This is a genomic window from Streptomyces tanashiensis, assembly GCF_014648895.1.
Taxonomy (GTDB): Bacteria; Actinomycetota; Actinomycetes; order Streptomycetales; family Streptomycetaceae; genus Streptomyces; species Streptomyces tanashiensis.
Genome location: NZ_BMRZ01000011.1, coordinates 248,064 through 269,793, shown reverse-complemented (window position 1 = coordinate 269,793; position 21,730 = coordinate 248,064). Strand labels below are relative to the sequence as shown.

Sequence of the window (21,730 nt, the reverse complement as noted above, 5' to 3'; positions counted from 1 at the left end):
CTGCTGGGGTATCGCCGGCGGGTCCTGCTGGATCCCGCTGTCGCCGAGATTGCCGAGGCTCTGCCTGTCGGAGCCCGTCCGTGGGTGCGGGGAGCACGCGTCGTGGCCTCCCCGCTCCCTACGCCGCAGCGGCGAGCGCCTGCTCCGTCAGCGCGACCGGGTCGCTCTCGACACCCGCGGTCGCCGACGAACGCTGACGCGCGGAGGGAGAGGAACCGTGGGCCTCGGCGGCGATGCGCTGCTTGATGGTGGGCGGCAGGGAGCGGTCCCCGGCGAGCGGCCACCGATGTGCCCGCTGTGCCGGTACGGAGGCGAGGCTCCGCTCCCCGGCGGTGGCGGCGTGGGCGGCGGCGGGCGCGGCCGGCTCCTCGGGCTGCTGGACGGCGGGCTGCCCGGTCGCGGCGGCGGTGTTCGCCAGGCCGACGGAGGCGAGGAGGGCGAAGAGGACGGAGATGAAGGCGGTCCAGAACTGCTTGACCTTGGCGGTGGCCATGGCCCCTCACTTTCGTGACGTTCTCGGATGGTTCATTTCGGGTTGCGCGCTTTACGTACTTTTCTCATGATGTGGATGCGGCCCCGATTTCCACGCACCGACGCCGTCGTCGCGCAGTTCTTCCGATGAACACCACTCGGACGGACCATCGCCGCCCCCGGTCACCCAGCGCCACGGCGCCCGGAACCGGCTCATCTCCCCGCCCGCGCGCCCCGCAGAGAACGCGAAAGACCCCCCTGCCCTGCGCTGCCGCAGGTCAGGGGGGTCTGTCCGAGTGGAGCCTAGGGGAGTCGAACCCCTGACATCTGCCATGCAAAGACAGCGCTCTACCAACTGAGCTAAGGCCCCGGAACGAGAACAGCGTACCGGGTCACCCCCCATGTCCGGCAAAAGGATTGGGACTCCCGGTCGGCAACCACTCTCCGTAAGATGCTGACCGAGGTTCGCAGTGGCGAACCTAAGGGATGGGGAGAAGTAATGGACGCAGCGCAGCAGGAAGCCACGGCAAGAGCCAGAGAGCTTCAGCGCAGTTGGTACGGAGAGCCGCTGGGGGCGCTCTTCCGTCGCCTGATCGACGATCTCGGGCTCAATCAGGCCAGGCTCGCGGCCGTGCTCGGGCTCTCCGCGCCCATGCTGTCCCAGCTGATGAGCGGCCAGCGGGCCAAGATCGGCAACCCGGCCGTCGTCCAGCGCGTCCAGGCCCTCCAGGAGCTCGCCGTCCAGGTCGCCGACGGCAGCGTCAGCGCCGCCGAGGCCACCGACCGGATGGACGAGGTCAAGAAGTCGCAGGGCGGCTCCGTCCTCACCGGCACGAGCCCGACCAGCACCGGTTCCGGTGCGCCGACCGTGCGCCGCGTGGTCCGCGAGATCCAGTCGCTGTTGCGCTCCGTGGCGGCCGCCGGCGACATCATCGACGCCGCAGACTCGCTCGCCCCGGCCCACCCGGAACTGGCAGAGTTCCTCCGGGTGTACGGCGCCGGGCGCACCGCCGACGCGGTCGCCCACTACGAGTCGCACCAGAACTGACGCGGGTCCGGCAGCCGGCCGGGACCGTCGAGAGACGACGACGCACACGGGGAGCGGGCGCAGCGCGATGGGTGAGGTCTTCGCTGGTCGGTACGAGCTGATCGACCCGATCGGACGTGGCGGGGCGGGAGCGGTCTGGCGTGCCTGGGACCACCGGCGCCGCCGCTATGTCGCGGCCAAGGTGCTCCTGCAGAGCGACGCGCACACACTGCTCCGCTTCGTGCGCGAGCAGGCGCTGCGGATCGACCATCCGCACGTCCTCGCGCCGGCCAGCTGGGCCGCCGACGACGACAAGGTCCTCTTCACCATGGACCTGGTGGCCGGCGGCTCGCTGGCGCACGTGATCGGGGACTACGGTCCGCTGCCGCCCCGCTTCGTCTGCGCGCTGCTCGACCAGCTGCTCTCGGGTCTGGCCACGGTGCACGCCGAGGGGGTCGTGCACCGCGACATCAAGCCCGCGAACATCCTCATGGAGGTCACCGGAACCGGGCGGCCGCATCTGCGGCTGTCCGACTTCGGCATCTCCATGCGCAAGGGCGAACCCCGCCTCACCGAGACCAACTATGTGGTGGGGACGCCCGGTTACTTCGCGCCCGAGCAGCTCCTCGGCGCCGAGCCGGACTTCACCGCCGACCTCTTCGCCGTCGGCCTGGTCGCGCTCTATCTGCTCCAGGGCCGCAAGCCGGACTCCCAGGCCCTGGTCGAGCACTTCCTCGCGCACGGGACGCCGGGTGCGCCGGAGGGCATCCCCGAGCCCCTGTGGCAGGTGCTCGCCGGTCTGCTCCAGCCCGATCCGCAGGCCCGCTTCCGGACGGCCACGGGAGCGCGCAAGGCGCTGAGCGCCGCCGTCGAGATGCTGCCCGAGCCGGGCCCCGACGAGGAGCCGGTCGAGATCTTCGACCAACTCGGCCCGCTGCCGACCGGCTTCGGCCCCGAAGGCCCCACAAACCCCACAGGCCCCGCGAGCTCCGCCGGCCACGCAAGCCCCGCCACCGCGGAGCTCGCCGCGCCGGCCCCTGCCCCCACGCCCGTACCGGCCCAGGAACAGCCCGTACAGCCCATGGCGGCCGCCCAGCCCGCTCCACTGCCCGCACAGCCCACCCAGCCCGCGCAGCCACAGCACCAGCCCTACCAGGCGTACCAGCCCACGGCCCACACCCCCGTCCCGGCGCCCGCGCCGCTGCCCGGGCCCTCCGAGACGGGCAGCTTCCACCTGCCTCCGCCGGTCACGCACCCGACCCCCTCCTTCGAGCAGGCGCCCACCTCCGCGGCGCCGTACGGACAAGCCCCCACTCATCCATACACCGCTCGACCCGATCAGGTTCCCGCCCCGCACACCGCGCCCACGCGGCTCGCCCCCGTACGCCGACCGGGACCGCCCCCGAAGGTGACGGTCCCGGTGCTCCTGCTCGCGCTGGTGTCGCTCGCGGTCGGTTTCTGGGCCCTGACGCAGATCTGACTCAGGCCCGCCGCCGGGCCAGCAGGGTCCAGGTCCCGAGCCCGAGCAGCAGCACGGTCCCGATGCCGATGCCGGCCGCCGCGAGGACCTTCATGGTGCCGTTCGCCGTGACCGAGGCGCCGCTGGCGCCGTTCGCCGCGGCCTCCCGGTCGTCCGCCGTCACCGAGAACATCCCGGGGTCCCCGTCGTACGCGGGAGCCCGCCCGGGGCTGCCCTCGACGTTCACCCGGAGCGTCAGCGGCACCGGCCCGTCGCCGTACTCGGCGGCCATGTCGGGGCTCAGCGTCGCCGACAGGTAGTACCAGCCGGCGAACCGCATGCCGCTGGTGGCCTCCTCGTACGAGGTGCGGTTCTCGTGTGCCACCGGCCGCAGCGGGTCGAGTGCCAGCGCCGCCGGCTTCCCGTCGTAGCGCACCGTGTTCATGTCGACGAAGCCGAAGGCCGGGTTGTCGAGCGAGAGGGTGAGCGCGTTGCTCACGGAGTCCCCCTCTTTGCCGCTGCCCAGTTCCGCGCCGGCGAAGAGCTGCTGTCCCCAGTCCACGGGCACCCGGTAGAAGAGCGTCTGGCCGGGCCGGATGTCGGCCCGCCACTCGCCCTCGCGCAGCGAGACGGCCTCGTGGAACCCGGCGCCGCCCTGCCGCTTCTGCGGGCCTCCTGCGGGCGGGGCGGGCGTGGCCGAGGGCCAGGCCTCGGGCAGGGCGCTGGGGCCCGCCTGCTTGAGCAGGGGCTCGGTGACGTACCGGAGCTCCAGTTCCCAGTCGTCCGGGGTGGAGGTGGCCGCCGACTCGCGCTCGACGAGCACGTAGTAGGCGCCCTGCTTCTGGCAGCTGGAGGAGTCCGGGTCGACGATCCGTCGGGCGTAGGCGGCGAGCGGCCTGGCGTACTGCCCGGAGCCGAAGTCGACGTCCTGGTAGCCGCAGTCGGCTCCGGAGTTGTCCTGGATGCTGACCTTGAAGCCGTCGCCGTACTCGACCTTGCCGCCCGGCTTGGGGACGGCGACGACGGAGACGTAGGTGTTCCGCTTCGAGTCGAGGTCGACCCGGTAGTGGAGCTTGCCGTCCTTCTTGAGGGTGTCCCGGTACGTCTGGCCGGTCTTCAGGGCCTTCGCGTCGAGGCTGGAGGCGGCGCCCTGGATCCGCTGGGCCGAGCCGTCGAAGGCGTACGGCGGTACGGCCGCCCCTTCGGTGCCTTCGGCCGCCCGGGCCTGGACGGGCAGTGCCGTCACCGCGCCCACGGCCGCGGCCGCCGCGATCAGGGCACCCGCCCTCCGGCCGATCCCGGTCCGCCTGCCGGCCTGCGTGCTCACGCGTCTCTCCCGTCCCTTCCCGCCCTGCGCCGCGCCCGCCCGAGGGCGATGAGCACCCCGGCGAGCAGCACCAGCGCCCCGCCGCCCACCGCGACGGCCGTGGTGCCGGTCCATCCTGCCCCGCCCGCACCTCCGGTGTCCGCCCGCGCGGTGGATTCGTCCTGCTTCGCGGGGGCCTTCACGCGCGCGTGGTGCTCGGGTCCGGCCTTTTCGTCGCCGAGAACGGCGATCCGCAGGACGACGGCGATCTCGGGGTTCCGGGCGATCCCGGCCGCGTCGGCGCCGAGGGTGACGGCGATGTAGTGGCTGCCGGGCGTGCTCGTCGCGACCACGTTCGGGTCGGCCTCGTAGCGGTTGGACCAGGTGACGGGGACCGTGCCCATCTTCAGCGCGGCCCGCTCCCCGGTGTAGGCGGTCCGGGAGGTGAAGACGCCGGTACCGGTGCCGACGGGGTGCCGGGACGGGGTGTAGACCTCGGTGCCGCCGTACGAGCGGGCGGTGGAGCCGGATCCGTCGACGGTGGGCTCGTCGGCGAACTCGACGTCGTAGCGCAGCTGCTGGCCCCAGCCGACCGGCACCTTGAACCAGACGGTCTCGGAGGGCAGCAGCCGGTCGCGGAAGACGCCGGTGCCGAGTTCCTTCGCGTCGTTGAAGCCGGTGCCGCCCCGGACGTCCTTCGGGTCGCCGGTGGGCAGGGCGGCCTCCGGGCCGCCGGCCCCGTACTCGGGCTGCGAGGGTGCCGGGACGGTCCCGGCGGGCAGCGGCTTCTCGACGCCGTGGACGATCTCCAGGGGCCAGCGGGCCGCGTCCGAGCCCGGCTTGCTCTCCCTCACGACGCGCAGCCAGTACCGTCCGGCGTTGTCGCAGGTGGAGTACCGCTTCTCGGTGGGGATACGGGAGACGGCCGAGGTCAGCGGGACGGCGCCCTCGTCCTGGTGGAAGATCTGGGTCCGCGTCGCGCAGCCCCCTTCGTCGCCGATGCCCGAGACCCAGACGATGGTCGTCGCCAGTTTGTCGACGGTGTCCACCGCCGCCCCCGGCTGCGGTACGGCCGTGGCGGCGAGGTTCACGGTGGAGGCGTCGTCCATGTCGACCGCGTAGTAGCGCTTCTCGCCGGGCCCGATGGTGTCGAGGTACTGGCCGGGCGGCAGGGCGGGCGCGCCGTCCCTGGTGGACGTGCCCTCGATCCTGGTGCCGCGCAGCCGGTAGCCGTCCGCGGAGAGGCGGGCGGCCCGCTGGAGCTGGCGGGCGAGCGCGTCGGCGTCGGGCGCGTCGTAGTAGCGACCGTTGCCGGCCTCGGCGACACACTCCAGCTGCTCCCGGGCCTTGCCCTTCACCTGGAAGCCGACGGTGTCGATGCGCAGCCCGATGCCCTGGCGGGCGAGCTCGGCGGCGACCTCGCAGGGCTGCGGGGTGCCGCAGGTGTCCTCGCCGTCCGAGATCAGCAGGATCGTGCGGGTCGTGATGGCTCCGGGAGGCGGTGCGGGCAGGTCTGCCGCGGCCTTGCGCAGCGAGAGCCCGATGGGGGTGTCCCCCTTGGGCGCGAGGGCGGCCACGGCCGCCTTGAGGCCGGCCCGGTCGAGCGGGGCGACCGGGCGCACGAGCCGGGTGTCGGTGCAGCCGCTCGTCCGGTCGGCGCCGTAGACGCGCAGTCCGGTGGGGTGGCCGTCGGGGAGGCCGTCGACGACGGTCCCGACCGCGTCGCGGGCCGCCGCCATCCTCGTACGCCCGGGGTCCTCGCCGCCGCCCACCGGGTCGGCCATGGATCCGGAGGAGTCGAGCACCATGACGAGGCTGCCCCCGCCGGGCTCCCGCCCGGTCTCGGCGACCGCCGCAGGGGCGGGTGCGAGCAGCAGGGCGCAGAGCCCGGCGACCGTCCCTCCCGCGATGCCCCGTCGAAGTCGAAGAAGTCGAACTCTCACAGCTGTCCCCCCTTGTTCGCGCTCACTCAACTTTGCTTTAGCAAGCTAGTGATTTGCGCTGGCGAACTCAAGGGAGCCCGTGTCACGGTCCTGGAACAGCGAAACCCCGGCGGCGCTGACGCGCTGCCGGGGCTTCACCCACAGTGTGTGTGTGTCTCTCAGACACCGGAACCTGCGGGCACGGAGTCGGTCGCCTCCGTCCACAGGTCCTGCTCGGCGCGATCCGCCTGGATCTGGCGGTACACGAGGAGCCCGCCGATGGCGGCCAGTGCGACCAGGAGAAGCTTCTTCACCGCGCGACCTCGTCTTTCGTTGACGTAGGAGACTTCTGACGCCCACTCTACACATCGACCGATACCGATCGGTGACCTGTGCGGGCTTCAAACCTCACACAAACAGATCGACCCGGACGGAGGAACCGTCCGGGTCGATCTGAACTGTGGGGCTAACAGGATTTGAACCTGTGGCCTCATCCTTATCAGGGATGCGCTCTAACCAACTGAGCTATAGCCCCGCCGCGCTTTGCGGTGTGTGTCCCGCGCGCTGACTCCTGAACATTAGCGCACGTGGGGGCCAGTCCCAAAATCGGTTACCCGCCCGGCCCCCGCGCACATCACTCGTCCTCGGCCAGCGTCAGCTCGACACCGCCCACGAAACCGGCCGACAGGTTGTAGATGAAGGCGCCCAGCGTCGCGAGCGCGGTCATCAGGACCACATCGATCACGGCGATCACCGAGGTGAACATCAGCACCCGCGGCAGCGACAGGAACGACTGCAGGTCGAAGCCGTTGGACTCGTTCGAGCCCGTGGCCTCGCTGATCGTGCCGCCGACCGTCGAGAAGACGCCCATGGCGTCCATGACCATCCACAGCACCGCCGCGGCCACGATCGTGCAGATGCCCAGCGCGATGGAGAGCAGGAAGCTCACCTTCATCACCGACCACGGATCGGCCTTGGCCACCCGCAGCCGCGCCTTGCGCGTCCTGGGCGTCGTGCGCGCCCCGGTACGCGGCCGGCGCACGGCCCCGCTCTGCCCGCCCGCCGTGCCGCCCGCCGGGGCGCCGTACGCCTGCGGCGGGTGGTAGGGCCCGCCCGGCTGCTGCGCGCCCGCGCGCTCGCCGGGCAGCGGCCCGTTGTACGTCTCGTACGAGGGCTGCTGCCCCCGAGTGTCCGTCACCGCAACCCCCTGGGAGTCCGTGGCGGAGCCACGGGCGCCGTTCGCTCCAGCACCAGCAGAAGCTCCGGCAGCCGCCGATCCGGCGCCCGTGGCTCCACTCACGCTCTTACTCCTCGTGCTCAACGGCCGAGGGCTCCGTGCCCTCGACAGCCTCGGACTCGACCTCGACCTCGACCGACTCGACCACGCCCTCGGCGTCGTCGATGTCCTCGTCCTCGCTGCCCGCCTCGGCGTTCCGTGCGATGCCGACGACGGCATCGCGCTTGCCCAGGTTGATCAGCTGGACGCCCATGGTGTCACGGCCGGTCTCCCTGACTTCGTTGACTCGCGTACGAATCACACCGCCGGACAGCGTGATGGCGAGGATCTCGTCGGTCTCCTCGACCACCAGCGCGCCCACGAGCGAGCCGCGGTCCTCCACGATCTTGGCGGCCTTGATGCCGAGGCCGCCACGACCCTGGACGCGGTACTCGTCGACGGGGGTGCGCTTCGCGTACCCGCCGTCGGTCGCGGTGAAGACGAACGTACCGGGCCGGACGACATTCATCGAGAGGAGCTCGTCGTCCTCGCGGAAACTCATCCCCTTGACGCCCGAGGTGGCACGTCCCATCGGACGCAGCGCGTCGTCCGTGGCGGTGAAGCGGATCGACTGCGCCTTCTTCGAGATGAGCAGCAGATCGTCCTCGGAGGAGACCAGCTCGGCGCCGATCAGCTCGTCGTCGCTGCCGTCCTCGCGCTCCCGCAGGTTGATCGCGATGACGCCGCCGGAGCGGGGCGAGTCGTAGTCCTTCAGCGCGGTCTTCTTCACCAGACCGGCCTTGGTGCCGAGCACCAGGTACGGCGCGGCCTCGTAGTCGCGGATCGCCAGGATCTGGGCGATCTGCTCGTCCGGCTGGAAGGCCAGCAGGTTGGCCACGTGCTGGCCGCGGGCGTCCCGGCCGGCGTCCGGCAGCTCGTACGCCTTGGCCCGGTAGACCCGGCCCTTGTTCGTGAAGAAGAGCAGCCAGTGGTGGGTGGTGGAGACGAAGAAGTGGTCGACGATGTCGTCCTGCTTCAGCTTCGTGCCGCGCACACCCTTGCCGCCGCGCTTCTGCGAGCGGTAGTCCTCGGTCTTCGTCCGCTTCACGTAGCCGCCACGCGAGATGGTGACGACGATGTCCTCCTCGGCGATCAGGTCCTCGATGGACATGTCACCGTCGAAGGGCACGAGCTTGGAACGGCGGTCGTCGCCGAACCGCTCGACGAGCGCGGCCAGTTCCTCGCTGACGATCGCCCGCTGACGCTCCGGGGAGGCCAGGATCGCGTTGTACTCGTTGATCTTCGCCTGGAGCTCGTCGTGCTCGGCGACGATCTTCTGGCGCTCCAGGGCGGCGAGCCGGCGGAGCTGCATCTCCAGGATCGCGTTGGCCTGGATCTCGTCGATCTGCAGCAGGCCCATCAGGCCCGTGCGCGCGACCTCGACGGTGTCGCTGCGGCGGATGAGCGCGATGACCTCGTCGATCGCGTCGAGGGCCTTGAGCAGACCGCGCAGGATGTGGGCGCGCTCCTCGGCCTTGCGCAGCCGGAACTTCGTCCGGCGGACGATGACCTCGATCTGGTGCGTCACCCAGTGACGGATGAACGCGTCGAGCGAGAGGGTGCGCGGCACGCCGTCGACGAGCGCCAGCATGTTCGCGCCGAAGTTCGTCTGCAGGTCGGTGTGCTTGTACAGGTTGTTGAGGACGACCTTGGCGACGGCGTCGCGCTTGAGCACGATGACCAGGCGCTGACCGGTCCGGGACGAGGTCTCGTCGCGGACGTCGGCGATGCCGCCGATCTTGCCGTCCTTCACCAGGTCGGCGATCTTCTGCGCGAGGTTGTCCGGGTTGGTCTGGTAGGGCAGCTCCGTGACCACCAGGCACTGGCGGTTCTGGATCTCCTCGACCTCGACGACCGCGCGCATCGTGATCGAGCCACGGCCGGTGCGGTACGCCTCCTCGATGCCCTTGCGGCCGACGACGAGCGCGCCGGTCGGGAAGTCCGGGCCCTTGATCCGCTCGATCAGCGCGTCGAGGAGCTCCTCGTGGGTGGCCTCGGGGTGCTCCAGCGCCCACTGGGCGCCGGCCGCGACCTCGCGCAGGTTGTGCGGCGGGATGTTGGTGGCCATACCGACGGCGATACCGGCCGAGCCGTTGACCAGCAGGTTCGGGAACCGGGCCGGGAGGACCGTCGGCTCCTGGTTGCGGCCGTCGTAGTTGTCCGTGAAGTCGACGGTCTCCTCGTCGATGTCGCGGAGCATCTCCATCGACAGCGGCGCCATCTTGCACTCGGTGTAGCGCATGGCGGCGGCCGGGTCGTTGCCCGGGGAGCCGAAGTTGCCGTTGGAGTCGACCAGCGGCATGCGCATCGACCAGGGCTGGGCGAGGCGGACGAGCGCGTCGTAGATCGAGGAGTCGCCGTGGGGGTGGTACGTACCCATGACGTCACCGACGACGCGGGCGCACTTGTAGAAGCCCTTCTCGGGCCGGTAGCCGCCGTCGTACATCGCGTACAGCACACGCCGGTGCACGGGCTTGAGACCGTCCCGTACGTCGGGCAGCGCGCGGGACACGATGACGGACATCGCGTAGTCGAGGTACGAGCGCTGCATCTCGGTCTCGAGCCCGACGGGCTCGATCCGCAGCACAGGCTCCTGCTCTTCGGTGGTGCCGGGAGTGTTTTCGTCGGCCATTGCTGGTCGTCAGTCCTTTCGTACGGTCAGCTGAGACCGACTCAGATGTCGAGGAAGCGAACGTCCTTGGCGTTGCGCTGGATGAACGAGCGGCGTGCCTCGACGTCCTCGCCCATCAGCACCGAGAACAGGTCGTCGGCCTGCGCGGCGTCGTCCAGGGTGACCTGGCCGAGCACGCGGTGCTCGACGTCCATGGTGGTGACGCGCAGCTCCTCGGCGTTCATCTCGCCGAGACCCTTGAAGCGCTGGATCGAGTCTTCCTTGATCCGCTTGCCGTTCTGCTTGCCCAGCTCGACGAGCGCGTCCCGCTCCCGGTCCGAGTACGCGTACTCGAAGTCGTCCCGGCCCCACTTGATCTTGTAGAGCGGCGGGCGGGAGAGGTAGACGTGACCGGCCTCGACCAGGGGCCGCATGAAGCGGAAGAGGAAGGTCAGCAGCAGGGTGTTGATGTGCTGGCCGTCGACGTCGGCGTCCGCCATCAGGATGATCTTGTGATAGCGGAGCTTCTCGATGTCGAAGTCCTCGTGCACACCGGTGCCGAAGGCGGAGATCAGCGCCTGGACCTCGGTGTTCTGCAGGATCTTGTCGATCCGGGCCTTCTCGACGTTCAGGATCTTGCCGCGGATCGGCAGGATGGCCTGGTACATCGGGTTGCGGCCGGACTTGGCCGAGCCGCCGGCGGAGTCACCCTCGACGATGAAGATCTCGCACTTGGACGGGTCGTTCGACTGGCAGTCGGACAGCTTGCCCGGCAGCGACGCCGACTCCAGAAGGCCCTTGCGACGGGTCAGGTCGCGCGCCTTGCGCGCGGCCACGCGCGCGGTGGCGGCCTGGATCGACTTGCGGATGATGTCCGCGGCCTCGATCGGGTTGCGGTCCAGCCAGTCGTTGAGGTGCTCGTAGACCGCCCTCTGGACGAAGGTCTTGACCTCCGTGTTGCCCAGCTTGGTCTTGGTCTGGCCCTCGAACTGCGGCTCGCTCAGCTTGACCGAGATGATCGCCGTCAGACCCTCGCGGATGTCGTCGCCCGTGAGGTTGTCGTCCTTCTCGCGGAGCAGCTTCTTGTCGCGCGCGTACTTGTTGATCAGCGAGGTCAGCGCCGCACGGAAGCCCTCCTCGTGCGTGCCGCCCTCGTGGGTGTGGATGATGTTGGCGAAGGAGTACACGCCCTCGCTGTAGCCGCTGTTCCACTGCATCGCGACTTCGAGGGAGAGGGCCTTGTCCTTGTCCTCGGCCTCGAGGTCGATCACCGTGGGGTGGATCAGCTCGCCCTTGCGCGAGTTGAGGTACTTCACGAAGTCGACGATGCCGCCCTCGTAGTGGTACCTGACCGTGCGCGCGGCCTGCGTGGCGGCCGCCTCGGCGTCCGGGTCGTCGGCGCCGACGGTCGCCTTCGCGGACTCGCGCTCGTCGGTGAGCGTGATCGTCAGGCCCTTGTTGAGGAAGGCCATCTCCTGGAAGCGCCGCGAGAGCGTCTCGAAGGAGTACTCGGTCGTCTCGAAGATGTCCGGGTCGGCCCAGAACGTGACCGAGGTGCCGGTCTCGTCGGTCGCCTCGTGCTGCGCGAGGGGCGCGGTCGGGGCGCCCATCTTGTAGTCCTGCGTCCAGCGGTGGCCGTCCGTCTTGATCTCGACGGAGACCTTGGTGGACAGGGCGTTCACGACGGACACACCGACACCGTGCAGACCGCCGGAGACGGCGTAACCGCCACCGCCGAACTTGCCGCCGGCGTGCAGCACGGTCAGCACGACCTCGACGGCCGGCTTGCCCTCGGAGGCCACGATGCCCACCGGGATGCCACGGCCGTTGTCGACGACGCGCACGGCGCCGTCGGCCAGGATCGTCACGTCGATGGTGTCGGCGTGGCCGGCCAGGGCTTCGTCGACCGAGTTGTCGACGACCTCCTGCACCATGTGGTGCAGGCCGCGCTCACCGGTCGAGCCGATGTACATGCCAGGGCGCTTGCGCACGGCATCCAGGCCCTCGAGTACCTGGATGTTGCTGGCGGTGTACTGGTTGTTCTCGTTGGGGTCGCCGGAATCGGCCACGAAGCGCCCTTTCTGGCACAGCACAGGCCGTTCTCCGGGCATACGGGAGCGGCTGCGTCGTTCGACATGTTCCGCAGGGTGGCGGGATTGTCTCCCAGTCTACCGGTAGCGCTGACAGTCATGGGGGTTTGCCGGTACCTGAGTCCGCATGTGCCGCCCTGAGCGGGAGCGAGACGACTCCCCATATTCGGATAGGGGCTCCAGAGCCCCCTGACGGCCACCCAGCGCTTCGGGCTGTGACGGCCAGTGGGCACGTCGGCCGCAGGCGTCGTGGGCGTACTTCGGCACCGCGTTGTGGGCATACGTTCCGCAGGGCGGAACGGGTGGGCACAACGCCCCCGCGCACGGCGCCCGACCTGCTTGGACCCGCACCCCGAGGACCGCCCCGTACTACCCGTACGTGTCCCCGGGCCCCACAGACCCCGGCGCACGCAGCGGCCCGTACCCCCGGCGGGGACCGCCCGGCCCCAGCACCTTGATCATCCGCACGGTCCCGTGCCCGAGGTCCTCGTTGAGCCGGGCGACCAGCGTCGGAGCGAGCAGCCGCAGCTGTGTCGCCCACGCCGTCGAGTCGCACTGCACGGTCAGCACCCGCGCATCCGGCTCGTCGTCGAACTTCAGCGGTACGCAGTGCTTCGCCAGGTCCTCGCCGACGATCTGCGGCCAGCGGCCCATGACCCCGCCGACCGCCGCCGGGGTCTCCCAGCCGCGCTCGGTGATCAGCCGGTTGATCGCGGCGCCGAGCGCCATCGGGTCGCGTCCGTCGGCGCGCGCCCCGGAGCGCAGCCCGCCGCCGCGCCGGGCCTGCTTCTTCTGCGCCGCCGCCGCGCCCCGCGCCTTCGCCTGCTCCTTGGCGGCGCGCAGCGCGACCCGCGCGAGATCGACGCCCGAGGCTTCGGGCACCGCGGGTCCGGCCGACTTGTCCACAGGCTTTTCACTCATGCCGCTCACACCCGTTCCACGGCCCCGCCGGAAACGGCGTACCGCGTGCCCGCGAGGACGCCCGGCACGTCGTCGTCCACCGCCGCCGTGACCAGCACCTGCTCGCCCGGCGCCACCAGCTCCGCGAGCCGCTCGCGCCGCCGCGCGTCCAGTTCGGCGAAGACGTCGTCGAGGACGAGGACCGGCTCGTTCCCCTCGGACCGCAGCAGGTCGTACGAGGCCAGCCGCAGCGCGAGCGCGTACGACCAGGACTCGCCGTGGCTCGCGTACCCCTTCGCGGGGAGGTCGCCGAGCTTCAGCAGGAGCTCGTCCCGGTGGGGTCCGACGAGCGTGACGCCCCGCTCGATCTCCTGCTTGCGGACCTCGGCGAGGGCGGCGAGCAGCTGCTCGTACAGCTCCTCGCGGGTGTGTCCGGTGCCAGGTGCGGAGGGCCGGTACTCCAGCAGGATCGGCCCGCCGCCGGGCGCGAGCTGCTCGTACGCCTTGTCGGCGAGCGGCTGCAGTACGCCGATGAGGTCGATCCGCTGGGCGAGCAGCTCGGCGCCCGCGTGGGCCAGGTGCTGGTCCCACACGTCCAGGGTCGACAGGTCCATGCCCCGGCCGCCGTGCCGCCGGGCCGTCGCCGCCGACTTCAGGAGGGTGTTGCGCTGCTTGAGCACGCGCTCGTAGTCGGAGCGCACGCCCGCCATGCGCGGCGTGCGCGCCGTGATCAGGTCGTCGAGGAAGCGCCGGCGCTCGCCGGGGTCGCCCTTCACCAGGGCGAGGTCCTCGGGGGCGAACAGCACGGTCCGTACGATTCCCAGCACGTCACGCGGTCTGACCTGCGAGGACCTGTTGATACGGGCACGGTTGGCCCGGCCCGGGTTGAGCTCCAGCTCGACCAGTTGGGAGCGCTCGCCCTGGGTGACGGCGGCGCGGATGACCGCGCGCTCCGCGCCCATCCTGACGAGCGGTGCGTCGGAGGCGACGCGGTGGCTGCCGAGGGTCGCGAGATAGCCGACGGCCTCGACCAGATTGGTCTTGCCCTGGCCGTTCGCGCCCACGAAAGCGGTGACGCCCGGGTCGAGCGGGACCTCGACCCGGGCGTAGGAACGGAAGTCGGCCAGCGAGAGATGCGTGACGTGCATGGTGGGCGCCGACCTTCTTCCCCCGGCGGCTGTGCACCGCGGGGTGCACAGCCTGTGGATTACTTCTTCGTCTCGACCGCGTGGCCACCGAACTGGTTGCGCAGCGCGGCGATCATCTTCATCTGCGGGGAGTCGTCCTGACGGGACGCGAACCGCGCGAACAGCGACGCGGTGATCGCCGGCAGCGGGACGGCGTTGTCGATGGCGGCCTCGACCGTCCACCGGCCCTCGCCGGAGTCCGACGCGTAGCCCCGCAGCTTGTCCAGGTGCTCGTCCTCGTCCAGCGCGTTCACCGCGAGGTCGAGCAGCCAGGAACGGATGACCGTGCCCTCCTGCCAGGAGCGGAAGACCTCGCGCACGTCGGTGACGGAGTCGACCTTCTCCAGGAGCTCCCAGCCCTCGGCGTAGGCCTGCATCATCGCGTACTCGATGCCGTTGTGGACCATCTTCGCGAAGTGGCCGGCGCCGACCTTGCCCGCGTGGACCGAGCCGAACTCGCCCTCGGGCTTGAGCGCGTCGAAGATCGGCTGGACCTTCGCCACGTCCTCGGCAGAACCGCCGTACATCAGCGCGTAGCCGTTCTCCAGGCCCCACACACCGCCGGAGACGCCGCAGTCGACGAAGCCGATGCCCTTGGCGGCGAGCTCCTCGGCGTGCTTCTCGTCGTCCGTCCAGCGCGAGTTCCCGCCGTCCACGACGATGTCGCCGGGGGAGAGCAGGTCGGCCAGCTCGTCGATGGTGGACTGGGTCGCGGCACCCGCCGGGACCATGACCCACACGACGCGCGGACCCTTGAGCTTGCCCACAAGCTCTTCGAGGCTGTGGACATCGGCGAGGTCCGGGTTGCGGTCGTATCCGATGACGGTGTGGCCTGCGCGGCGGATGCGCTCACGCATGTTGCCGCCCATCTTGCCGAGACCGACGAGACCGAGCTCCATCAGAGATTCCTTAAGCGTCGTGTGCGGTGTACCCGGGTCCGAGCCTACGCCCGGACCCCGGTGCACACCTGTGGGGTCAGCCGCTCAGGCGACGCCCCCTCACGACGGCCGTCAGCCCGACAGCCGCACCGGCATGATCAGGTACTTGTAGGCCTCGTCCGCCTCGGCGTCGAGCGCGGGCTTGCCGCTCAGCAGCGCCGGCTTGGTGGAGGTCGTGAAGGAGAGCTGGGCGACCGGGGAGTCGATCGCGCTCAGACCGTCCAGCAGGAAGGTCGGGTTGAAGGCGATCGAGATGTCGTCGCCGTCCAGCTGCGCGTCGACCCGCTCCACAGCCTGTGCGTCGTCGCTGGAACCGGCCTCCAGGATCAGCACGCCCTGCTCGAAGCTCAGCCGGACCGGGGTGTTGCGCTCGGCCACCAGGGCCACACGCTTCACGGCCTCGACGAAGGGGGCCGTCTCGATCACCGCGATCGAGTTGAACTCGGTGGGGAAGAGCGTCCGGTACTTCGGGAGGTCGCCCTCCAGGAGGCGGGTGGTGGTGCGGCGGCCCGCGCCCTCGAAGCCGATGAGGCCCTCGCCCTTGCCGGAGCCGGAGAGCGCCAGGGTGACCGTGTCACCGCTGGTGAGCGCCTTCGCGGTGTCCAGGAGGGTCTTCGCGGGCACCAGGGCGACCGCGGAGGCGTCCGGGGACTCCGGCTTCCACAGGAACTCGCGGACCGCGAAGCGGTAGCGGTCGGTGGAGGCCAGGGTGACCGTGTCGCCCTCGATCTCGATGCGCACACCGGTGAGGACGGGCAGCGTGTCGTCACGGCCGGCGGCGATGGCCACCTGCGCGGCGGCGGAGGCGAAGACCTCACCGGGGACGGTGCCCGTCGCGGTGGGCATCTCCGGCAGCGCCGGGTACTCCTCCACAGGCAGGGTGTGGAGGGTGAAGCGGGAGGAGCCGCAGACCACGGTCGCCCGTACACCGTCTGTGGAGATCTCCACGGGACGGTTGGGGAGGGCGCGGCAGATGTCGGCGAGCAGCCGGCCGGAGACGAGGACGGTGCCGTCCTCCTCGACCTCGGCCTCGACGGAGACACGGGCCGAGACCTCGTAGTCGAAGCTCGAGAAGCTCAGCGCGCCGTCCTCGGCCTTCAGGAGAAGGCCCGCGAGCACGGGAGCCGGCGGACGGGCCGGGAGGCTGCGGGCCACCCAGGCCACCGCCTCGGCAAGTACGTCGCGCTCCACCCGGATCTTCACCGGAACCGCCTCCTGCTTGTTGCTGGCTCTTCGTCGACTGCGGGAACCAGTCTGACGTACGCCACCGACACCTGGTGCTGCTCGGGGTCAAGTCGCGACAAGAGCGCGTCGGAGCTCCGGCGCCGAGTTGTGCACAGGTCCCACTTCGAAGCGAATTCCGGGCTAACTCTATGTGGGAGTAGTAGTAGGGCCTGTGGAAACCGTGGATAACGTCGTTTTCGCAGGTCAGGTCCGGTTTCTTGTCCACCGAGCCTGTGGGTGAAGCCCGTGGACAACCGGGGGTATCTGTGGACACCCGAAAGTTCTGCACAGCCGGTACACAGGCCATGGGGAGTTCTCCCCAGCGCTGTCCCCAGCTTTCCCCAGGTTCCCCACAGCCCAAACGTCTCCCTTGGTGTGACGGCTTTCACTCGGCCCGGTGAGCGGGAGTGTTTCGTTGCCGAACAGTGGACAGCGGTGTGGAGAAGCTGTGGGCAACCGACCGCCGCCTGTGGGCAGCCGGTGGACAACCTTCGGGACCGCCTGTGGACGAAAGATTCATCCACAGCCTGTGGAGATCGTTTGCCAACAATTCCACAAGGGTCTGACCTGGGGTGATGATCTGTCACCAGGCTGGCCTGTGGACACAATCCGGATAACTCGACAGTCCCCACCCTGTGGACGGGAGATCATCCCCCAATCTGTGGAGAACCCGCCACCGGAACGGAGTAATCGAACACGGCAGGGGTGGTCGGGGACGGGCGGAGGGCCGCGGGAACGCCGAAGGGCGCCCCGGGAGGTGTCCCGGAGCGCCCTGATGTGGCTCTGATGAGGCCGTCGTGGAGGCCGTCGTGAGGTCCTGGCGAGGCCGTCGTGAGGCCGTGGCGAGGCCGGTGGCGAGGCCGTCGGAGGCTGTGGCGAGGCCCTTGCGAGGCCCTTGCGAGGCCCTTGCGAGCCCCTGAAGCGGTCCCGACGAGGCTGTGGAGGCTCGCGTCAGCCGTTCTTGATGCGGTTGGTGAGTTCGGTGACCTGGTTGTAGATGGAGCGCCGCTCTGCCATCAGCGCACGGATCTTCCGGTCCGCGTGCATCACCGTCGTGTGGTCGCGACCGCCGAACTGCGCGCCGATCTTCGGCAGGGACAGGTCCGTGAGCTCCCGGCACAGATACATGGCGATCTGCCGGGCCGTCACCAGGACGCGGCTGCGCGAGGATCCACAGAGGTCCTCCACCGTCAGACCGAAGTAGTCGGCGGTGGCCGCCATGATGGCCGGCGCCGTGATCTCCGGCGACGAGTCCTCGCCGCCCGGGATCAGGTCCTTGAGGACGATCTCGGTGAGTCCGAGGTCCACCGGCTGCCGGTTGAGGCTCGCGAAGGCCGTCACCCGGATCAGCGCGCCCTCCAGCTCACGGATGTTCCGCGAGATCCGGGACGCGATGAACTCCAGCACCTCCGGCGGGGCGTTGAGCTGCTCCTGCACCGCCTTCTTGCGGAGGATCGCGATACGCGTCTCCAGCTCGGGCGGCTGCACATCGGTGGTGAGGCCCCACTCGAAGCGGTTGCGGAGCCGGTCCTCCAGGGTCACCAGCTGCTTGGGCGGCCGGTCCGAGGACAGCACGATCTGCTTGTTCGCGTTGTGGAGGGTGTTGAAGGTGTGGAAGAACTCCTCCTGCGTCGACTCCTTGCTCGCCAGGAACTGGATGTCGTCGACGAGGAGGATGTCCACATCGCGGTAGCGCTTGCGGAAGGCGTCGCCCTTGCCGTCGCGGATCGAGTTGATGAACTCGTTGGTGAACTCCTCGGAGCTCACGTACCGCACGCGCGTGCCGGGGTAGAGGCTCCGCGCGTAGTGTCCGATCGCGTGCAGCAGGTGGGTCTTGCCGAGGCCCGACTCCCCGTAGATGAAGAGCGGGTTGTACGCCTTCGCCGGCGCCTCGGCCACCGCGACGGCGGCCGCGTGCGCGAACCGGTTCGAGGAACCGATGACGAAGGTGTCGAAGAGGTACTTGGGGTTCAGCCGCGCGTGCTGCTCACCCGGGGCGCCCGCGCCCTGCCCGGAGGACGAGGAGCCGTGCCCGCCGCCCGGCACACCGCCCGGCCCGGGGACCGGACCGCCGGGGCGGGGACCGGGACGGGGACCGTGGTTCGGAGGCTCGGGCAGCTCGGCGCGCTCGGGCCGCTGCGGCTCGTAACCGCGGGAGGGCTCGTCGTAGCGGGTCTGCCGGGACTGCTCCGGACCGGTGTACGGGGCGCGCTCCTGGTAGCCGCCGAGCCGCGGCTGCTGCCAGGAGAGGTCCTCCTGGGTGCGCGGCCAGGCGCCGGGGTCGGGCCGCTGCTGCTGCGGGTAGTCCGGGTAGGCCGGGCGCGCGGTGGGCAGTCCGTCGTCGGGCATCGGCCGGTGGCCGTACCCCTCGTACTTCTCGTACGGCTCGGGCTGCGCGCGCTCGTCGTAGCGGGGCTGCTGCGGCTGCTGGACCGGGGGCGCCGGCGGGGTCGGCTCGCCGACGGAGTCGTCGACGGTGATCGCGATCCGGATCGGCCGGCCGCACTCACGGCTGAGGGTCTCGCTGATCAGCGGCGCGAGCCGGCCCTCCAGGACCCGCTTGCCCCATTCGTTGGGCACGGCGAGCAGAGCCGTGTCCGCGACCAGGGCGAGCGGCTGGCAGCGCTCGATCCACTGCTTGTCCTTGGGCTCGATTCCCTGCTGGCCCTCCGCGAGGAGCTGCTCGAGGACGCGTGGCCACACTGCGGCAAGATCGGCAGGTACGTCAGCCACAGGGCACGCTTTCTCGCAGGTCCCACGATGGTGTGGTTCTCGGGGACAGTGGGTCGAAGTCCGTGAGGACGGGTCCGTTGAGGACAGGTGAGGACAGAACGGCAAAAGATTGTGGAGACCGTCCACGGTAGTCGGGCCGGATGACGTGGTTCAAGTTGTTGTCCACAGCCTGTGCACAATGGGGGGTGGCGACAGGTCGGTTTGACCGGATGGCGTAGCCGCGCGTACCGTAACCAGGTCGAGTTGTCGATGGCTGCTGCCGCCTGCCTCCGATGGGCAAAGATCACGGTCAGTGATCGTGTAGCGGTGCACTCGGGCGTATTGCGAGCTACTCGTGGGCGCACGGTGACAGCCAGGCGATGTCCCGCCATCTACGAATCATTTCTGGAGCCCCCGAGTGAGCAAGCGCACCTTCCAGCCGAACAACCGTCGTCGCGCCAAGACCCACGGCTTCCGCCTGCGCATGCGTACGCGTGCCGGTCGCGCCATCCTTGCGAACCGCCGTTCCAAGGGTCGCTCGGCGCTGTCCGCCTGATCCGCTTAAACAGGTCATGACGTGCTGCCTACCGAGAATCGGCTGAGGCGGCGCGAGGACTTCGCAACCGCGGTACGCCGAGGTCGCCGGGCTGGTCGCCCGCTCCTCGTCGTCCACCTACGCAGCGGTGCATCGAACCCGCACGCGCCTGGGGAGAGCGCTCCCCCGACGCGTGCGGGTTTCGTCGTGAGCAAGGCCGTGGGCGGTGCGGTCGTACGCAACCAGGTGAAGCGACGCCTGCGCCATCTCGTCCGCGACCGCCTCGCCGAGCTGCCCCCCGGTAGCCTGGTGGTCGTACGGGCGTTGCCCGGAGCCGGCGACGCCGAACACGCACAGCTGGCCCGAGACCTGGACGCCGCTCTCCAGCGGCTGCTGGGAGGGGGCGCGCGATGAAGTACCCGCTGCTGGCTCTCATCAAGCTGTACCAGTGGACGATCAGCCCTCTTCTGGGGCCCGTCTGCCGGTACTACCCGTCGTGTTCCCACTACGGATTCACGGCCATCGACCGGCATGGCGCGATCAAGGGCACGGCCCTGACCGCCTGGCGCATCCTGCGGTGCAACCCGTGGTCGCCCGGCGGTGTGGATCACGTCCCCGCGCGCAAGCGCCCCCGCTGGCACGAAATGCTGCGGAACGCGCTGCGTGGCGACAAGGGCGGGTCCACCGCCGAGACGAGCCCGGCCACCGAGACCTCGCCCAATGCTCAAGGAGCCTGATTAGTGGACACGATTGCCAGTCTGTTCAGCTTCATCACCTGGCCCGTTTCCTGGGTCATCGTCCAGTTCCACAAGGTGTACGGGGCGATCTTCGGCCCCGACACGGGCTGGGCCTGGGGCCTGTCCATCGTGTCCCTCGTGGTGCTGATCCGTATCTGTCTGATCCCGCTGTTCGTCAAGCAGATCAAGTCGACGCGGAACATGCAGGCGCTCCAGCCGAAGATGAAGGCGATCCAGGAGCGCTACAAGAGCGACAAGCAGCGTCAGTCCGAAGAGATGATGAAGCTGTACAAGGAGACGGGTACCAACCCGCTCTCCTCGTGCCTTCCCATCCTGGCGCAGTCGCCGTTCTTCTTCGCCCTGTACCACGTGCTCTCCGCGATCGCCTCCGGCAAGGAGATCGGTGTCATCGACGGCCCGCTGCTCGCCAGCGCCCGTCAGGCACACATCTTCGGTGCTCCGCTGGCCTCGAAGTTCACGGACTCCGCGGCTGAGGTCGCCGCTCTCGACGCCTCGCTGACCTCGGTCCGCATCGTCACCGCGGTCATGATCATCATGATGTCGGCCTCGCAGTTCTTCACCCAGCGCCAGCTGATGATGAAGAACGTCGACCTCTCGGTGAAGACCCCGTACATGCAGCAGCAGAAGATGCTCATGTACATCTTCCCGGTGATCTTCGCCGTCATGGGTATCAACTTCCCCGTCGGTGTCCTCGTCTACTGGCTGACCACCAACGTGTGGACCATGGGCCAGCAGATGTACGTGATCAACCAGAACCCGACCCCGGGCAGCAAGGCCCAGGACTCCTACCTCCAGCGACTGCTGAAGAGCATCACGGAGCACGGTGAGGTCCGCGGCCGTCGCCGCAAGAGCGTCGTCAAGGTGATCGTCGCCAAGGGCAGCGACCGCAACGACAACGAGCGCCGCTTCTTCGCGGGTCTCTCCAAGGCCGGCTTCGCCGCCCAGGCCGACGGCACCGTGATCAAGGGCGACACCCTCGTGGCCGAGGCCGAGGGCGGTGCCACCGCCAAGCGTCAGCAGCCCAAGCGCCAGAGCAAGGCCCAGCGCCAGGCCTCCGCGGCCCAGCCGGCCGTGGCGAAGGACACCGAGGAAGACGCCGAGCCGGCCGCCGAAGAGGCGACCACCTCGCTCGAGAAGAAGCCTCAGGGTCCGGCCACGACCGAGGCCAAGGGCGAGGCGCAGGCCGACAAGCCGCAGCGTCCGAGCCGTGCCAACTCCGGAGGCTCCCGTCAGGGCAAGTCCGGTCAGGGGCAGCGCAAGGGCCAGCAGCGGCCCAAGCACCCGTCCTCCAAGAAGTAAGCCCTCCCAGAAGCA

Annotated in this window: 18 protein-coding genes and 2 tRNA genes; 6 read left to right on the top strand and 14 right to left on the bottom strand. The window is 69.8% G+C overall.

Annotated features, from left to right (window positions below):
* Window positions 1-118: 118 nt before the first annotated feature.
* Window positions 119-493: a DUF6344 domain-containing protein gene (locus tag IE237_RS28465; protein ID WP_189804969.1), complete on the bottom strand. Its 375-nt coding sequence runs from the start codon at window positions 491-493 to the stop codon at window positions 119-121.
* Between the two features lie 275 nt (window positions 494-768).
* A tRNA-Ala gene (locus IE237_RS28460) sits at window positions 769-841 on the bottom strand.
* Between the two features lie 129 nt (window positions 842-970).
* Here IE237_RS28460 and IE237_RS28455 point away from each other — a divergent pair.
* Together IE237_RS28455 and IE237_RS28450 are read left to right on the top strand one after the other, a co-directional pair.
* Complete coding sequence (locus IE237_RS28455; RefSeq protein ID WP_189804968.1) at window positions 971-1,519, top strand: helix-turn-helix domain-containing protein; 549 nt, start codon at window positions 971-973, stop codon at window positions 1,517-1,519.
* 67 nt (window positions 1,520-1,586) lie between these two features.
* A complete protein-coding gene (locus IE237_RS28450; RefSeq protein WP_189804967.1) occupies window positions 1,587-2,978 on the top strand; it encodes a serine/threonine-protein kinase in 1,392 nt (463 codons plus the stop codon).
* Between the two features lies 1 nt (window position 2,979).
* On the opposite strand, the gene IE237_RS28445 is transcribed toward IE237_RS28450, so the two are convergent.
* The 12 genes from IE237_RS28445 to dnaA form a co-directional block, all read right to left on the bottom strand.
* The gene (locus IE237_RS28445; protein ID WP_229842934.1) at window positions 2,980-4,284 is read right to left on the bottom strand and encodes a hypothetical protein; all 1,305 of its coding nucleotides are present in this window, start codon (window positions 4,282-4,284) and stop codon (window positions 2,980-2,982) included.
* Window positions 4,281-6,206, bottom strand: a complete 1,926-nt coding sequence (locus tag IE237_RS28440) for a vWA domain-containing protein (protein WP_370468299.1) — start codon at window positions 6,204-6,206, stop codon at window positions 4,281-4,283. Before IE237_RS28440 ends, IE237_RS28445 begins: the two co-directional genes overlap by 4 nt.
* Window positions 6,207-6,364: 158 nt before the next feature.
* Window positions 6,365-6,499 (bottom strand): DLW-39 family protein, encoded by a 135-nt coding sequence (locus tag IE237_RS28435; RefSeq protein WP_003958712.1) that lies wholly within the window; start codon window positions 6,497-6,499, stop codon window positions 6,365-6,367.
* Window positions 6,500-6,646: 147 nt separating this feature from the next.
* Window positions 6,647-6,720 (bottom strand) — tRNA-Ile (locus IE237_RS28430).
* Window positions 6,721-6,819: 99 nt separating this feature from the next.
* Window positions 6,820-7,485 carry a DUF3566 domain-containing protein gene (locus tag IE237_RS28425; RefSeq protein ID WP_229842933.1) on the bottom strand — a complete coding sequence of 222 codons (666 nt, stop codon included), beginning with the start codon at window positions 7,483-7,485 and terminating at the stop codon, window positions 6,820-6,822.
* 4 nt (window positions 7,486-7,489) lie between these two features.
* The gene (gene gyrA, locus IE237_RS28420; RefSeq protein ID WP_189804965.1) at window positions 7,490-10,093 is read right to left on the bottom strand and encodes a DNA gyrase subunit A; all 2,604 of its coding nucleotides are present in this window, start codon (window positions 10,091-10,093) and stop codon (window positions 7,490-7,492) included.
* Window positions 10,094-10,134: 41 nt separating this feature from the next.
* On the bottom strand, window positions 10,135-12,165 hold the full coding sequence (gene gyrB, locus IE237_RS28415; protein WP_189804964.1) for a DNA topoisomerase (ATP-hydrolyzing) subunit B: 2,031 nt from the start codon (window positions 12,163-12,165) through the stop codon (window positions 10,135-10,137).
* 366 nt (window positions 12,166-12,531) lie between these two features.
* On the bottom strand, window positions 12,532-13,083 hold the full coding sequence (locus IE237_RS28410; RefSeq protein WP_189804963.1) for a DciA family protein: 552 nt from the start codon (window positions 13,081-13,083) through the stop codon (window positions 12,532-12,534).
* Window positions 13,084-13,088: 5 nt separating this feature from the next.
* Complete coding sequence (gene recF, locus IE237_RS28405) at window positions 13,089-14,210, bottom strand: DNA replication/repair protein RecF (protein WP_189804962.1); 1,122 nt, start codon at window positions 14,208-14,210, stop codon at window positions 13,089-13,091.
* 59 nt (window positions 14,211-14,269) lie between these two features.
* The gene (gene gnd / locus IE237_RS28400; RefSeq protein ID WP_150268264.1) at window positions 14,270-15,148 is read right to left on the bottom strand and encodes a phosphogluconate dehydrogenase (NAD(+)-dependent, decarboxylating); all 879 of its coding nucleotides are present in this window, start codon (window positions 15,146-15,148) and stop codon (window positions 14,270-14,272) included.
* A gap of 111 nt (window positions 15,149-15,259) precedes the next feature.
* Entirely contained in the window at window positions 15,260-16,390 is a 1,131-nt protein-coding gene (dnaN, locus tag IE237_RS28395) for a DNA polymerase III subunit beta (protein WP_189804961.1), read from the bottom strand.
* Between the two features lie 972 nt (window positions 16,391-17,362).
* Window positions 17,363-19,144, bottom strand: coding sequence for a chromosomal replication initiator protein DnaA (gene dnaA / locus IE237_RS28390; protein WP_189804960.1), 1,782 nt, complete (start codon window positions 19,142-19,144; stop codon window positions 17,363-17,365).
* 397 nt (window positions 19,145-19,541) lie between these two features.
* Between dnaA and rpmH the strand changes: the two genes are divergently transcribed.
* Genes rpmH through yidC form a run of 4 tightly spaced genes read left to right on the top strand, consistent with a single transcriptional unit; the run spans window position 19,542 to window position 21,715 of the window.
* Complete coding sequence (gene rpmH / locus IE237_RS28385) at window positions 19,542-19,679, top strand: 50S ribosomal protein L34 (RefSeq protein WP_007265229.1); 138 nt, start codon at window positions 19,542-19,544, stop codon at window positions 19,677-19,679.
* 21 nt (window positions 19,680-19,700) lie between these two features.
* A complete protein-coding gene (rnpA, locus tag IE237_RS28380; RefSeq protein WP_189804959.1) occupies window positions 19,701-20,072 on the top strand; it encodes a ribonuclease P protein component in 372 nt (123 codons plus the stop codon).
* Entirely contained in the window at window positions 20,069-20,395 is a 327-nt protein-coding gene (gene yidD, locus IE237_RS28375; protein WP_189804958.1) for a membrane protein insertion efficiency factor YidD, read from the top strand. The genes rnpA and yidD overlap by 4 nt, the downstream gene beginning before the upstream one ends.
* 3 nt (window positions 20,396-20,398) lie before the next feature.
* A complete protein-coding gene (gene yidC, locus IE237_RS28370; protein ID WP_189804957.1) occupies window positions 20,399-21,715 on the top strand; it encodes a membrane protein insertase YidC in 1,317 nt (438 codons plus the stop codon).
* The last annotated feature ends 15 nt before the right edge of the window (window positions 21,716-21,730 follow it).

Excerpts from the sequence above, each read along its gene's own strand:
- IE237_RS28465 (WP_189804969.1), bottom strand. The coding sequence starts at position 493 with ATGGCCACCGCCAAGGTCAAGCAGTTCTGGACCGCCTTCATCTCCGTC.
- IE237_RS28455 (WP_189804968.1), top strand. The coding sequence starts at position 971 with ATGGACGCAGCGCAGCAGGAAGCCACGGCAAGAGCCAGAGAGCTTCAG.
- IE237_RS28450 (WP_189804967.1), top strand. The coding sequence starts at position 1,587 with ATGGGTGAGGTCTTCGCTGGTCGGTACGAGCTGATCGACCCGATCGGA.
- gyrA (WP_189804965.1), bottom strand. The coding sequence starts at position 10,093 with ATGGCCGACGAAAACACTCCCGGCACCACCGAAGAGCAGGAGCCTGTG.
- IE237_RS28410 (WP_189804963.1), bottom strand. The coding sequence starts at position 13,083 with ATGAGTGAAAAGCCTGTGGACAAGTCGGCCGGACCCGCGGTGCCCGAA.
- recF (WP_189804962.1), bottom strand. The coding sequence starts at position 14,210 with ATGCACGTCACGCATCTCTCGCTGGCCGACTTCCGTTCCTACGCCCGG.
- gnd (WP_150268264.1), bottom strand. The coding sequence starts at position 15,148 with ATGGAGCTCGGTCTCGTCGGTCTCGGCAAGATGGGCGGCAACATGCGT.
- yidD (WP_189804958.1), top strand. The coding sequence starts at position 20,069 with ATGAAGTACCCGCTGCTGGCTCTCATCAAGCTGTACCAGTGGACGATC.